The sequence below is a fragment of the Paenibacillus sp. FSL R5-0623 genome (assembly GCF_037974265.1).
Lineage (GTDB): Bacteria > Bacillota > Bacilli > Paenibacillales > Paenibacillaceae > Paenibacillus.
On record NZ_CP150233.1, the window covers coordinates 3148060 to 3160732 of the forward strand.

General features: G+C 42.7%; 12 protein-coding genes. All 12 read left to right on the forward strand.

The genetic code is table 11. The features are described from left to right. Positions 1-114: 114 nt before the first annotated feature. The 12 genes from MKY92_RS13805 (at position 115) to MKY92_RS13860 (ending at position 12666) form a co-directional block, all read left to right on the forward strand. A complete protein-coding gene (locus tag MKY92_RS13805) occupies positions 115-477 on the forward strand; it encodes an Asp23/Gls24 family envelope stress response protein (protein WP_339301272.1) in 363 nt (120 codons plus the stop codon). 32 nt (positions 478-509) lie between these two features. After that, complete coding sequence (locus tag MKY92_RS13810) at positions 510-1118, forward strand: GNAT family N-acetyltransferase (RefSeq protein ID WP_339301273.1); 609 nt, start codon at positions 510-512, stop codon at positions 1116-1118. 252 nt (positions 1119-1370) lie between these two features. Continuing rightward, positions 1371-1976: a pentapeptide repeat-containing protein gene (locus MKY92_RS13815; RefSeq protein ID WP_339301275.1), complete on the forward strand. Its 606-nt coding sequence runs from the start codon at positions 1371-1373 to the stop codon at positions 1974-1976. A gap of 137 nt (positions 1977-2113) precedes the next feature. Further along, positions 2114-2497 carry a hypothetical protein gene (locus MKY92_RS13820; protein WP_339301277.1) on the forward strand — a complete coding sequence of 128 codons (384 nt, stop codon included), beginning with the start codon at positions 2114-2116 and terminating at the stop codon, positions 2495-2497. Positions 2498-2866: 369 nt separating this feature from the next. Then, entirely contained in the window at positions 2867-4345 is a 1479-nt protein-coding gene (gene abc-f, locus MKY92_RS13825; protein ID WP_339301278.1) for an ABC-F type ribosomal protection protein, read from the forward strand. 151 nt (positions 4346-4496) lie between these two features. Beyond that, positions 4497-5063, forward strand: coding sequence for a helix-turn-helix domain-containing protein (locus tag MKY92_RS13830; protein WP_036608234.1), 567 nt, complete (start codon positions 4497-4499; stop codon positions 5061-5063). Between the two features lie 241 nt (positions 5064-5304). Further along, positions 5305-5823, forward strand: coding sequence for an RNA polymerase sigma factor (locus tag MKY92_RS13835; protein WP_339301280.1), 519 nt, complete (start codon positions 5305-5307; stop codon positions 5821-5823). Continuing rightward, positions 5807-7420 carry a DUF4179 domain-containing protein gene (locus MKY92_RS13840; RefSeq protein ID WP_339301281.1) on the forward strand — a complete coding sequence of 538 codons (1614 nt, stop codon included), beginning with the start codon at positions 5807-5809 and terminating at the stop codon, positions 7418-7420. Before MKY92_RS13835 ends, MKY92_RS13840 begins: the two co-directional genes overlap by 17 nt. A 347-nt stretch (positions 7421-7767) precedes the next feature. Beyond that, the gene (locus tag MKY92_RS13845; protein ID WP_017688647.1) at positions 7768-8922 is read left to right on the forward strand and encodes a glycosyltransferase; all 1155 of its coding nucleotides are present in this window, start codon (positions 7768-7770) and stop codon (positions 8920-8922) included. Positions 8923-8959: 37 nt separating this feature from the next. Beyond that, complete coding sequence (locus tag MKY92_RS13850; RefSeq protein WP_339301283.1) at positions 8960-10267, forward strand: aminotransferase class III-fold pyridoxal phosphate-dependent enzyme; 1308 nt, start codon at positions 8960-8962, stop codon at positions 10265-10267. A 42-nt stretch (positions 10268-10309) separates the two neighbouring features. Then, positions 10310-11341: an alcohol dehydrogenase catalytic domain-containing protein gene (locus MKY92_RS13855; RefSeq protein ID WP_339301284.1), complete on the forward strand. Its 1032-nt coding sequence runs from the start codon at positions 10310-10312 to the stop codon at positions 11339-11341. 80 nt (positions 11342-11421) lie between these two features. Then, positions 11422-12666, forward strand: coding sequence for an MFS transporter (locus MKY92_RS13860; protein ID WP_339301285.1), 1245 nt, complete (start codon positions 11422-11424; stop codon positions 12664-12666). Positions 12667-12673 lie beyond the last annotated feature (7 nt).

Below are 12673 nucleotides of genomic sequence, written 5' to 3' on the forward strand. Positions count from 1 at the left end.
AGAAATGAGGACGGCTGAATTCAAAAGTTGAAATCGGACTCAATATGATTTATATTTATATTAAATGATACTATTATATATCAAAAATAAAAGGTGTAAAGAGGGGGACCTAGGATGTCCATTCAAAATGTTCTGGGAAAAATTCAAATATCGGATGATGTGATCTCCAAAATTGTCGGCAAGATCGCGAATACTACCAGTGAGATTTCCTCCATGTCGACAGGACTTATAGAAGGGGTCACCAAAAAGTGGAGCGGGAAAAGTCTGCAAAATGGCATAGATATCCGCAAGGTAGAATCAAGATTGGAGATAAACGTAAAGGTTGTCGTTTGTTATGGAACAAAAGTGCATGAAGTCTGCAGGGAATTGCAAAACAATGTGAGATTACATGTGGAACAGCTGACCGGGTTAACCATTGATACGGTGAATGTGATCGTTGAGGGGTTATCATTTAACCAACCTGCTGCCAAGCTTTAATCCAATTTCAGCTACCTAGAGGAGTGACAGCGATGAATAAGATTTCCATAACAAAAGCCAGTCCACAATCATTAGTCGGCGGGCAACTAAATCAGATGGCACTTGAATATATGGCCTATTCGCTTGCAGGTACCAAGGATAAAGGCATTATAGAAAAAACATTTAACAAGTTATGGCGTTCGAATCAGAACCGATTCAGTCACCAATATGCTTATGAAGCTAAAATGGGTAACCAAACGCTGGGCATGATCATGTGTTATCCGGCCACTATAATGAACAAACTTGCTTTACCAACGTTCTCCAAACTGTTTGAACTTCGTAAATGGAGCTTGATTAAGTATAATCTCCAACACTGGAAAGAGTTCTACTCCATGGTGACATTAAAAGAAGCGGAGAACGACGAGTACCACATCGGGACACTGGCTACGTTGCCTGAAAGCAGAGGACTTGGTGTAGGGACACAGCTCATTCATTTTGCTGAGGAGCAAGCTATAACACAAGGTCTGTCCAAATCTTCACTTACAGTTAAAAAGGAAAATCTACTAGCTATTAAACTCTACGAGCGTTTGGGATACCAAAGTGTAGGGGAAATCAATAAACCTTCGTTATCCCTGTATAGGATGTCCAAAAAACTGGTGTAATGCTTTTGGATAGGAATAGAACAAGCAGCTAACTGGAGAGTTTCACATATATAAGCCCACATTGGAACAGTTAAAAGTGTGAGCTGGAGGGGCGCTTTATGCGTTCCTTTTTTAGTTTTCAGATTTTTCTCATAAAAAAAGTAACTTGACTTTTGTAGGTGTTTAAGCAGGTACTTGACAGGGGTGTGGTATAGTATAAAAAGTTCATTTAATGAAGAAAGACGGAGAAATATACAATGTGGGGTGTAACCAGTGTATCAATATAAGGATCAGGAATATGAAGCAGTACATTTTGAGGGACGTGATCTGCGCTATGGAGAACTTATAAGTTGTGTTTTCAAGCAGTGTACATTTATGAACGCTTCTATGGAAGAAATCGAAACGAGTAACTGTCGTTTTATTGAGTGTGACTTCAAAGGGGCTTCCATGAATGGTTCGATTCATACGGAATCGGCTTTTGAAAACTGCACCTTCGGTGGTGCGAATCTCTTTGCTTCCAAATTCAGCTCCTGCAAGATGACAGGTTCAGACTTTTCAGGTGCGCAAATGGATGGCATTACCCTGAGTCAGGGCGATTGGTCCTATACAAATCTGAGACATACACGTTTGGGGAAACAGGATCTGCGAGGAATTCGTTTCTTTGAGGCTGACTTTACGGACACGGATTTCACCAAAGCGGATTTGAGAGAATGTGATCTTACCCGAGTTGTATTAAGCAGAGCCAAGCTGCAAGGAGCCGATCTTAGAGGGGCTAACCTGGAAGGCATCGATCTGAAATCACTCGATATCAAAGGCGTACGTTTGGATCGCGAACAAGCCGTTCTGTTTGTACGCTCGTATGGTGCGAAAGTAGATTGAGTTGAACATACACAGCAGCAAGCCGCCCTTAAGGCGGCTTTTTTGACGTTAAAGCTTTCCCATTCAAGCAAATTGGCAGGAATAAGAGATCTAAACCAGAAGTAGTTAACATAAGTTTCAACTAAAAGGAGGTTATCATGACAGTCACATTAATTATTATTGTTGCTATTATTGTCTTTGGGCTTATAACAGGCACGGTCATTACGATTATGGCATTTAAACTGTTACGTAACAATAAAGAGAATCATCACCTTCGCAAGAGCATTCTGATGGACGGAATTCCAACAGAAGCAATAATTCATGATATTGTACAGACATCATCCAGTATGGATGGAAGGCCGGGCGTGCGATTGGATTTGACTGTAACCCAAGTTGACGGCCGCACCTTTCCGACAATTGTAGAGACTTATATTCCAATTACACATATTCCCCATTTTCAGAAAGGAAATGTCATTAACGTAAGATACATTGCGATGGGGAATGAACGAAAAGTTGAGGTAGAGGATGCCTACCTTCCGTAAGGTGTATCTATTGGCTGGCCTGCCTTGACCCATGGCGTATTCCATGTTAAGTTTTCTGTAATAAATTGTGAGTTTTCAAAGGGGGTATGGAGTGATGACAGAATTAGAGGTTGTGGATGTTTATGTGGGCCTGTCAACGAACATGAACAGTGGCATGGTTCACAATATGACTAATCAGAATCTGACACTTTATCCTCCTATGCATAGATCTACTTGGCGCTGAGTGGTTTATCGCCAGGTTTCTTTTATTGTATAAGCGAATCTAAATTCTGATTATGTTCAAATATTAAAGTGAGGGAATCCATGCCATGTTCCATGGTGAAATCCCGTCAGTTTACTTTTATATTTCACATAAAAAGGATGATATGCATGTCTTTAATCAACGTTACCAACCTGACCTTTGCCTATGAAGGCAGTTACGATAATATATTTGAAAATGTTAGTTTTCAGTTGGATTCCGATTGGAAATTGGGTTTTACCGGAAGGAACGGCAGGGGCAAAACGACATTCCTTAATCTGTTGCTTGGCAAATATGAATACAGCGGACATATCTCTGCGAATGTTAGCTTTGAATACTTTCCTTACCAGGTAGAAGATAAGGGAGCCATGACCGTTGATGTCATCGGTGTGATTCATCCTGAATATCTGCTCTGGCAAGTTGTGCGCGAGCTTAACCTGTTGAAAGTGTCAGAAGATGTATTGTATCGGCCTTTCGATACGTTATCCAACGGAGAACAAACAAAGGTGATGCTGGCTGCTTTGTTCCTGAAGGATAATCGGTTTCTGCTCATTGATGAACCTACCAATCATCTTGATCTTCATGCGAGACAAATTGTAGGTGATTATCTCCGCAGCAAGAGTGGATTTATTTTGGTATCTCACGATCGATCCTTTCTGGATCACAGCGTGGACCATATCCTTTCCATTAATAAAAGTAACATCGAGATTCAGAAAGGCAATTTCTCCGCTTGGTGGGAAAATAAAAGAAGGCAAGATCAGTTTGAACTTGCGAGTAATGAGAAATTAATAAAGGATATCAAACGTTTATCCGATTCAGCCAAACGGACCGGTGGATGGTCGCATGAAGTTGAAAAGACCAAAAATGGTACGAGAAATTCCGGCTCCAAGGTGGATAAAGGATATATTGGGCACAAGGCTGCCAAAATGATGAAACGTTCCAAAAATATTGAACAAAGGCAGCAATCTGCGATTCAAGAGAAATCCAAACTTCTCAAAAACATCGAGAGTGCAGAACGTTTACAGATTCATCAGCTGGATTTTCACAAGCAGGAACTTGTCGAATTGGAACATGTGTCGATATCATACGGCTCCAATACGGTGTGTAAGGATGTCAGTATCATGGTTGAACAAGGGGATCGTATTGCCCTGTACGGTAAAAATGGATCTGGCAAATCAAGTATTCTTAAACTGATCTGTGGTAAAGGTATTGCTTATACAGGCCTTTTCCGTAAGGATCATCAGCTTAAAATCTCATATGTGTCGCAGGACACGACCGATCTCGGAGGACATTTATCTGAGTATGCAGCCACACAGGGGATTGATGAAAGCCTGTTTAAATCGATACTTCGAAAGTTGGATTTTTCCAGACTGCAATTGGAGAAAGATATCTCAACGTTTAGCGCAGGGCAAAAAAAGAAAGTGCTCATTGCCAAAAGTCTTAGTGAGAAAGCTCATCTGCACATTTGGGATGAACCACTAAACTTTGTAGATGTTATTTCACGTATGCAGATCGAAGACTTACTCTTGGAATACTCGCCAACCCTGCTTTTTGTAGAGCATGATCGTGAATTTTGTACAAATATCGCAACGAGAATCATCGAACTGTAAGTAACGGGAAAGATAAACCATGCTAAGAGCCGCCAAATGGCGGCTTTTAGTATTACTAGTGAGGAAATATGCTATAATTTTATAATCTCATCCAATCATATGATGGATGATCAGATCAATTGTAGACTAATTCGCCAAGAGGTGTAATACAATGAAAAAAGAAATGACTACAATCAAACAAACCAGGCTGCATTCCATTCTGGATGAGGCCACCAAGTTGCTGATTGAAAAACCGAATGCTTCCATGAATGAAATTGCAGAATCTGCAAAAATCGGGATCGCTACGTTACATCGATACGTGGAAAGTCGCGAACAGCTTATGGTATATCTCGGATTACGTGCAATCGAGGTGGTCAGTGAGACCATGAAAGAAATCCAACTGGATGAGGAGCACTGTGAAAAGTACATACCCGAGCTGATCGAGGCGCTGATTCCATTAGGCGACAAAATTTATTTTCTGGCTCATGACACCACCATTAACTATAATCCCGAGATTGAAGGAGCAGATCTGAAACTAAGAGAACCGGTACTCCATGCGGTCGGTCTGTTACAACAGAAAGGTTATTTCCGCTCCGATCTCGATAAAACCTGGATTGTCGATGTGCTGTATTCCATCATGTTCCTGACGTGGCAGCAGGTTGTAAGTGGTCATATCGCGAGAAAAGCAGCCCCTGCGCTTGTGGTGGATACGTTTTATCATGGATTTAAGCAGAGGTGAAAATAGGGGTGAGACTAACTCAACAGCATCAGCTCGTTACTCAATGACCAAATGATTTCATAAAGTCGCTAATTTAGCGGCTTTTTTTGCTTGTTTACATGTATAAGACCTGTTCAAGCAGAGATATTGAACTAATCTATTCTAGGTATCCGAGAATTTAGCAAAACCAACTATAAACAAAATGAACGATTACATAACATTATTTGTCTTATTAATGAAAACACGGCAAAGGGGGGATAGAATGACTGACAGAGAAATTTTTGAATTGTACAAAGAGCAAGTTTATTACTTCTGTTATTATCTGATGAAGAATCAAGCAGATGCCGAGGACATTTGCCAAGAAGTATTTGTCAAAGTTATTTTGGCTGACAGAACTAAGGTAAGGAACATGAAATCATGGATATTGCGGATTGCTTCAAATGAGTGTCATAGCGTTATGAGAAGACGGAAATCTGGATGGTTGAAAGAAGTTCGGCATTATTTGTTGTCCAAATCCCAGAGTTATAACCCTGTGGAAGAGGGTGTGTATCATAGGGAAACAAAAGAAGAGCTACAAGGATTATATAGTGGGCTTCCTGACAAGATTAGGATGGTTGTTGTCCTTCGATTTATCAATGATTTGACTATACCTGAGATCTCTAAAGTTATGAACATACCTGAAGGGACTGCAAAATCCAGATTAAACAAAGGATTAAAACTGCTCAATAAAATGGTTGAACCTCAACTAAAGGAGCTGAGTAATAATGAATCAGTATTCTAATAAGGAAAAAAATATATCTCATCCGGATTATGACTTAATGTGGACAACCATTGAAAAAGAAGCACATAAACGACGAGTCAATCTGAATTCTTCACAAAAGCCTGCTGGATATCGAGCTAAAGCAATTCCTATAAGCATCATTTTTACTTTTTTCTTACTTGTTGCTATTCCTGTATTCGCCAGTATGACGATTGATTGGGATCGAATCGGAGGCCGGGGCGTTGCAAGTGCAATAAATAATGGTATCGGTCAGCAATATGATCTTCAGTCCGCTAATTCAGGTGTGACAATGAATTTAAGCGGTGTTGTAACAGATGGAGAAAAAATGAAGATGCTCATATCTCTGGACACATCAATCGATCTTTCTCCATATAGTGGATTTGCGACTGAGGAAAATACTATAATAGGAGGATCCGATGCGAGAGCGAACGTATATGGTTATTTGGGGCACGATCCTGATAGTCAGAAACTCATTGGGATCTATGAAACAGCTGATACTTTAAAAGGTGGTACCAAAGAGTTTACATTCGAAGCAAAGAATCTTATCCTTTATCGGGATAGGGATATTTTCCTGAAATCTAATCAACATACTGGAGAATCAATGGTTACTGGTGTTTCACAGTTTCCGGCGATTCATATTGAATCGGTTAGACATGCAGATAATCAAACGGTCATCCGTTATAAAGTCGAGGTAGCAGCATCAGATTTGGAAAGCGTCAATCCTCACTTGAGAGTTCATACCGGGGCCCAGGTTGTAGATGCTATTCCGACCATCTTGCCTAACGAAGAAAAAGGATTGTTGATTGAACAGGTATTTGATATATCGGAAGCGGATTGGGCGAATGCGAACCTTCATTTCAATTATGTTGAAGCAGCAAAACGATTGACAGGTACTTGGAAATTCGAATTTGTCGCAAATGGGAAAAAAGCAAGTGAGGCGATATATACGAAAAAACTGTATACCAATCCTGAATTCCAAGCAAAAACCGGTGTTACTTTAGATCAACTTGTGATTACTCCATTGAATCTTCAGATTTTAATTGATGAAGAAGGTTCATATACAGAAGGTATTGTTCAATATAAATCGATTCAGATGATTATAGATGATAAAACAATCACAGGGGTGCAAACCACGAAAGGGGGGCGTTCTGAAAATAATCAGCAATTGTTTCATTTTGAATCTCCTGAGTGGTATCAAAACTGGTCTGATGTTCCAATGAAACTCATCTTAAAAGATGCCATTGTTCAGAAACGAGATACAACTAAAAACTGGATTCATTTAAATGAACCCAAGAAACAAAAGCAATACACCAAACTCATTGTCGATGGACTTGAAATACAATTCTCTTATTATAGGGATGGGGAGAAATTAATTGTAGAGTCATATTCCCAAACGCCTAGTTTCAGAGGTATTAACCAAACAATGCTTCGGATCAATGGCAAAGAAGTCGTTCCTGAAATTAACCCCCAAGGGATGACACCTGTAAAAATTCATATAGACACCTACAAAGATATTCCATTTGATGGACATATTGAACTGAATCCGGGCATCTATAAATACAGCGATCCGGACAAAAATGTAGATATTCAACTGTAGATAAAGTAATTCATAATTTGAGCTTGATGAACAATTTAACACCTTCAGAGAGAATCCGTTACATGAGGAACGGAGACTCTCTGAGGGTGTTTTTTTTGCGTTCACAACAGCGTTTCTCAGTGCGCAAGCTGCAAAGACTTGATTTTCTCACATATTCAAATATTAATAGAGTTCAGAATTTAAGATTTTCAGTTTACAAAAAATGATATAAATTTCTAGTAGATTCAAATCATTACCAAATAAAGACAAAATATTCAAACGAGGAGGCCGGACAGAACTACCTGCAATTGTGAAGTTAAAAATCAGCTTATGTACTCATTCCATCAACCCAAATCAGGAGGGATTCCATGCTTTACACCATTATTGTGCCAGTCAACCAGGACTATAACATTTTGAACTTGTTCACAGATTCGCTACTCCGGACGGTAAGCCCATCCACTCAGATTATTTTCATCAACGATGGTTCCGGCTCAGCAGTCTTTCAACATCTGGATAAACTGAAGCAAGAAGTAAGAGAAGGTGTGACCATCGAGATTCTTCAGCATGATTTTCCACTCGGTTGCGCCGTGTCGATTAATAGCGCACTGAGTCTTGCCAAGGGAGAGTACATTTTCTTCCTGGATTCTGACACCATTCTTCAACCGAACTGGCAACCGATGATGAAAGAGACGCTGGATAGCGATATTACGATTGGCATGATTGGAGGGGTTCTGTTGTATCCGCAAACAGGAGGCGTGCAGCATTGCGGCATTGCTTTTGCGGACACCATCGGCCGACACCTGTTCCTGAACGCATCTCCTGATGATATCCCAAAAGAAACCTTCTCTGTTCAACTGGTGGTATTTGCCATGTTTGGCATGAAGCGGGAGGTGTACGAAACCATCGGCAACCTCGATGAGAAGTTCTTTAACGGATACGAGGACTTTGATTATCAGATGCGGGCACGAGCTGCCGGATACGATACAGTCATTAATCCGAATATTCAAGCATATCACTGGGAACGCAGCAGCGGCATTCACCGCAACTTCAACCGGAAGAACAATCTGGCACGATTCTGGAAAAAGTGGGGCGGTCAAATCGAGGCTGATGTGTGGCCATTCGTTTTCAGTCATCTGAAAGCACAGCTGGAAAGCCAAGAGGAATACCAGCATCTGCCGATTGTCGGGATTGACCTTGCCGAGGTTCGTAGTGATGCCGATACATTCTGGACCAAGTTGGAGGAAGCCGAATTTGCAAATGTAGCCGAAGTACGGGACTATTCAAACCGCTTCAATTCCAACGGGGCCATCTGGCTGCCACAGGTACTGGGCAAGGAATTGATTCATAGTGAGAACCGGTTACTGTTTTTGGTGGACAATTTCGCCCGTTTGCTGGAGAACCGCTACTGGATTGAGATGAGGCATGCTCATCGAGCCAAGGATCTGATCATTGATCTGTATGGCAATGTGATCACGATGGATCGCATATACGATGGATGCTGGCCTGGAACCAAAGTACGTTAATTCACTCACAACGAAAATAAACAGGGAGGTACTTAAGGTGAACGAAAAAGAGAGCACGCTCGATCGTGCCGTACGATTTACCCGTAATCTGGAGTGGTTGGAACAAGTTGAAAAGGTAATTCCGAGCGGATGCAGCACTTTGGCCAAAGCACCTGAACGTTTATTTCCGGGGCATACCCCCGTATGTTGTGCAGAGGCTTATAATTCCCGATTTACAGATATCGACGGTAATGAATGGCTGGATTGCGAAATGGCCATGGGTACGGCGCCATGGGGCCATGCCAGACATGAAGTCCAATTAACCGTCATTCACCAGTTGAAAAAAGGGACAAGCTTTTCTTTACCTGCCGACATTGAGCTTGAATGTGCCGAGTTGATTCTGGAGCGGTTCGAGGGTCGTTATCCATCGCTACGCTTCACCAAGAGTGGTGCTGATGCAGTGAGTGGGGCCGTGCGTCTGGCCCGTGCCGCTAGTGGCAAAAGCAAGGTTATTGCGACAGCTTATCATGGGTGGCACGACTGGTCTGCCTACGGTTATTATGGTGGCCAGACGAAAGAACGTGGCATCCCGGTGGATATCGAGCGTTCAACGATCTGGGTTAACAAGCCTACTACGGAGCGAATTGAGGCTCAGATTACCGCGTCTCCCGAGGATATCGCATGTATTGTTCTATGCCCCAACGAGTGGAAAAAGGACGCGCTGGAGCAAGCCGTAGACCTATGTCGGTCTCTGGACATCATTATCATATTCGATGAGGTAACTTCCGGTATTCGAATGGGCAAGCAGGCTACAGCAGGAGAATATGACATCTGGCCTGATCTGCTCTGTATCTCTAAAGGTATGGCCAACGGTTTACCGCTCGCAGCGGTTATGGGGCCTGAGCACTTGATGTCTTTGTCAGGACAGGTCAGATTCAGTAATGCCCATTCCAGCGAAACGACAGCGCTCGCGGCAGCCATTGCCTGTGAACGATTAATGAAAAATGCGAAAGTATGGCCGACTTGGCGTGATCCGGCAACCCGGATCATGGATCGTCTGGAATCTGAACTTGTTTTACTCGGATTGACGGATCAATTGGAAGTGAAGGGGACGTATGCAAGCTTCTGCATTCAATCCCTGGCTGAAGATAACTTCCAAACAGATCCTTTCCGCGAGTTCATGGTGAAAAGAATGGCTCACTTCGGCATTTTCACCAAAGGTTACTTTATTTTCTCTGATGCCCATACACGGGAAGAATTGCTGTGGGTCGAGGAAGCGCTGTTACAGATCCTGTCAGACTGGAAAGAGATTCAGAAGCAGGAACATCTTCATGCGATGCAACTTACGAAAACGTTTGAAGCTTAATCCATAGATCATAATCGACAATCGACTAGGAGGAATTATTCAATGAAAGCACTCGTATATCAGGATCTCAAACAGGTGACTTATCAAGAGATTGAGGAGCCAACCATTCAAAAGCCAAACCAGGTAAAAATTAAAATCTATGGTTCCGGCATCTGCGGGACAGATCTGAATATTGTCAAAGGCAAAGTGCCGGCGAATAAAGGAACGATCATTGGTCATGAAGGTGTAGGTACAGTGGTTGAGGTGGGCGACGAAGTTCGTGGTTTCAAGATCGGTGATCGGGTATTGGTTGATCCCACGCAATCTTGCGGTACCTGCTCATACTGCCGTGAGGGTCTGTTCATCTACTGCGAGAATTTTGATGACTATCAAGTAGGGATGACGACACACGGAACCTTTGCTGAATATTTTGTTGGGGACGAAAAGTATATCTATGCCATCCCGGATTCCATGAGTTGGGAAACGGCCATGATGATTGAACCACTGGGATGTGTACTTCAGACGTTCATGAAAGCAGGGACTAAGCCAAGTGACTCTGTACTGGTCCTCGGTTCTGGAGCAATCGGTTCCCTGTGTCAGCTTGTTAGCAAACGATTGGCAAGGCTTACCGTAGGCACGGAAGTTGATCCATACCGCAAAGAGTTCGCTTCAGGGATCGCGGATCATGTGTTCTATCCTCAGGATCTGACACTGGATAAAGTATACGAGATCAATAATAACAAAAAGTTTGATATTATAGTGGACGCAGTTGGTAACCAACTTCATGTAGGGTTTGAGCTGATTGCCAAAGGCGGCAAAATTATTCCTATGGGATATGACGACAGCTATGAGGTGACGTTCAAATCAACAGCCGTGATTAATGATGGCATTAGTATCATCGGTGCAGTTGCTAATCACTCGATGATCAGTACGGCACTGAAATTTGCCCAAAGTATCCCGGAACTGGAACAGATGGTGACAGCCAAGGAACTGCTGAGTGATTATGAACAGGCCTTTAATGGAACGATTGGTTATGACATGCATACTGGAGAGAAATTGCCGATGAATTCGGTCAAAACAGCTCTTATCCTATAAGCATGTAGACATTAGCGGGTTTGCCGCTGCGAGAAGTTGGAATTCGCAGCGGTGAAAACCGCAGAAGGAAGGGATATCGATTGAAATTGCTTCAAGATTTGCCGAAGAATCCACGCTACTCCATTTTTCTCGAACCGGTATGGGCCATTCCGGGCACGATCGTTCTCTTCTACGCTCCTTTATATATGAAGGAAGCCGGACTTTCGGACATTGAAATCGGTTTAATCAATTCGGTGAATCTTTATTTTGCCTTTATCTTTCAACTATTCGCGGGTTCCATTACGAATAAGCTGGGCCGGAAACGAACAACGCTGATCTTTGATCTGCTTGCCTGGAGTGTTCCCATGTTCATCTGGGCCTTCTCCCAGAACTTCTGGCTGTTCCTGATCGCTTATTTACTGAATGCAACATCCAAGTTTGTAACGGTCGCCTTTAACTGTCTAATCATAGAGGATGTGGAGGAACACAAACGATCCAAGGTATTTGCCATTCTCAACATGATTATTACAGGGGCCGGGGTACTCACGCCGATTGCTGGAGTTGTCATTGCTGATTTTGGTATCGTGCCTACACTGGCCAGCATTTACTTTGTCGGGGGTATCCTGATGACCGCCATGTTTTTCATTCGTAACCGATACACAGATGAGACCGAAGTTGGCAAGGAACTTATGGGATTGCATAGTAAAACCCGTGTGCTTCAGAGCTTGGGTTCCAGTCTGCGCCTGTTCGGCAAATCGTTCTACAAACGGAGACTTTTTCCGATTATCCTGATCACGGTGTTGTCCAATCTGATTCTGCAGCTGAATTTCTTTCAGGTCATTTTCTTCAAGGAACAGTTGAAATTTGATGACCGTGTCATTTCGTTTATCCCAGTAGTGACTGCGGTAACCGTCATGCTGCTCTATCTGGTCATCATTCCGCGACTGAAACGGCGTTCGGAAGAAAAGTATGTTGGTTTTTCCATTGTGCTTAGCACGGCCGGAGCCATTCTGTTTCTATTGATCCCTGTGGGGAGTATAGGGATGTTGTTTCTCACGCTAATCGTGCTCGCTGCGGGGAACTTCATTTTGCAGACGTACCGGGATTCCCTGTTGATGAACCGATTGGGTACGCATGAGAAAGCCGATATGTTCTCGGCCGTGCAGACCGTCATGACGCTCACAGCCATTCCATCCGGTTACCTGACGGGCCTGCTCTACCATCACAATCCAACACTATTGTTCAGTGTCATCCTTGGTCTATATATCGTACTCATGGTCATTATGTTCTTCCTGCCAGATCCGCAAAAGCACTCCCAAGTGCTGGAACCTTACAAAAATATGTAGAAAAAGG

Bases quoted from the DNA above. Each gene is read 5' to 3' on its own strand.
- MKY92_RS13805 (WP_339301272.1), top strand. From the start codon at position 115: ATGTCCATTCAAAATGTTCTGGGAAAAATTCAAATATCGGATGATGTG.
- MKY92_RS13810 (WP_339301273.1), top strand. From the start codon at position 510: ATGAATAAGATTTCCATAACAAAAGCCAGTCCACAATCATTAGTCGGC.
- MKY92_RS13820 (WP_339301277.1), top strand. From the start codon at position 2,114: ATGACAGTCACATTAATTATTATTGTTGCTATTATTGTCTTTGGGCTT.
- abc-f (WP_339301278.1), top strand. From the start codon at position 2,867: ATGTCTTTAATCAACGTTACCAACCTGACCTTTGCCTATGAAGGCAGT.
- MKY92_RS13830 (WP_036608234.1), top strand. From the start codon at position 4,497: ATGAAAAAAGAAATGACTACAATCAAACAAACCAGGCTGCATTCCATT.
- MKY92_RS13835 (WP_339301280.1), top strand. From the start codon at position 5,305: ATGACTGACAGAGAAATTTTTGAATTGTACAAAGAGCAAGTTTATTAC.
- MKY92_RS13840 (WP_339301281.1), top strand. From the start codon at position 5,807: ATGAATCAGTATTCTAATAAGGAAAAAAATATATCTCATCCGGATTAT.
- MKY92_RS13845 (WP_017688647.1), top strand. From the start codon at position 7,768: ATGCTTTACACCATTATTGTGCCAGTCAACCAGGACTATAACATTTTG.
- MKY92_RS13855 (WP_339301284.1), top strand. From the start codon at position 10,310: ATGAAAGCACTCGTATATCAGGATCTCAAACAGGTGACTTATCAAGAG.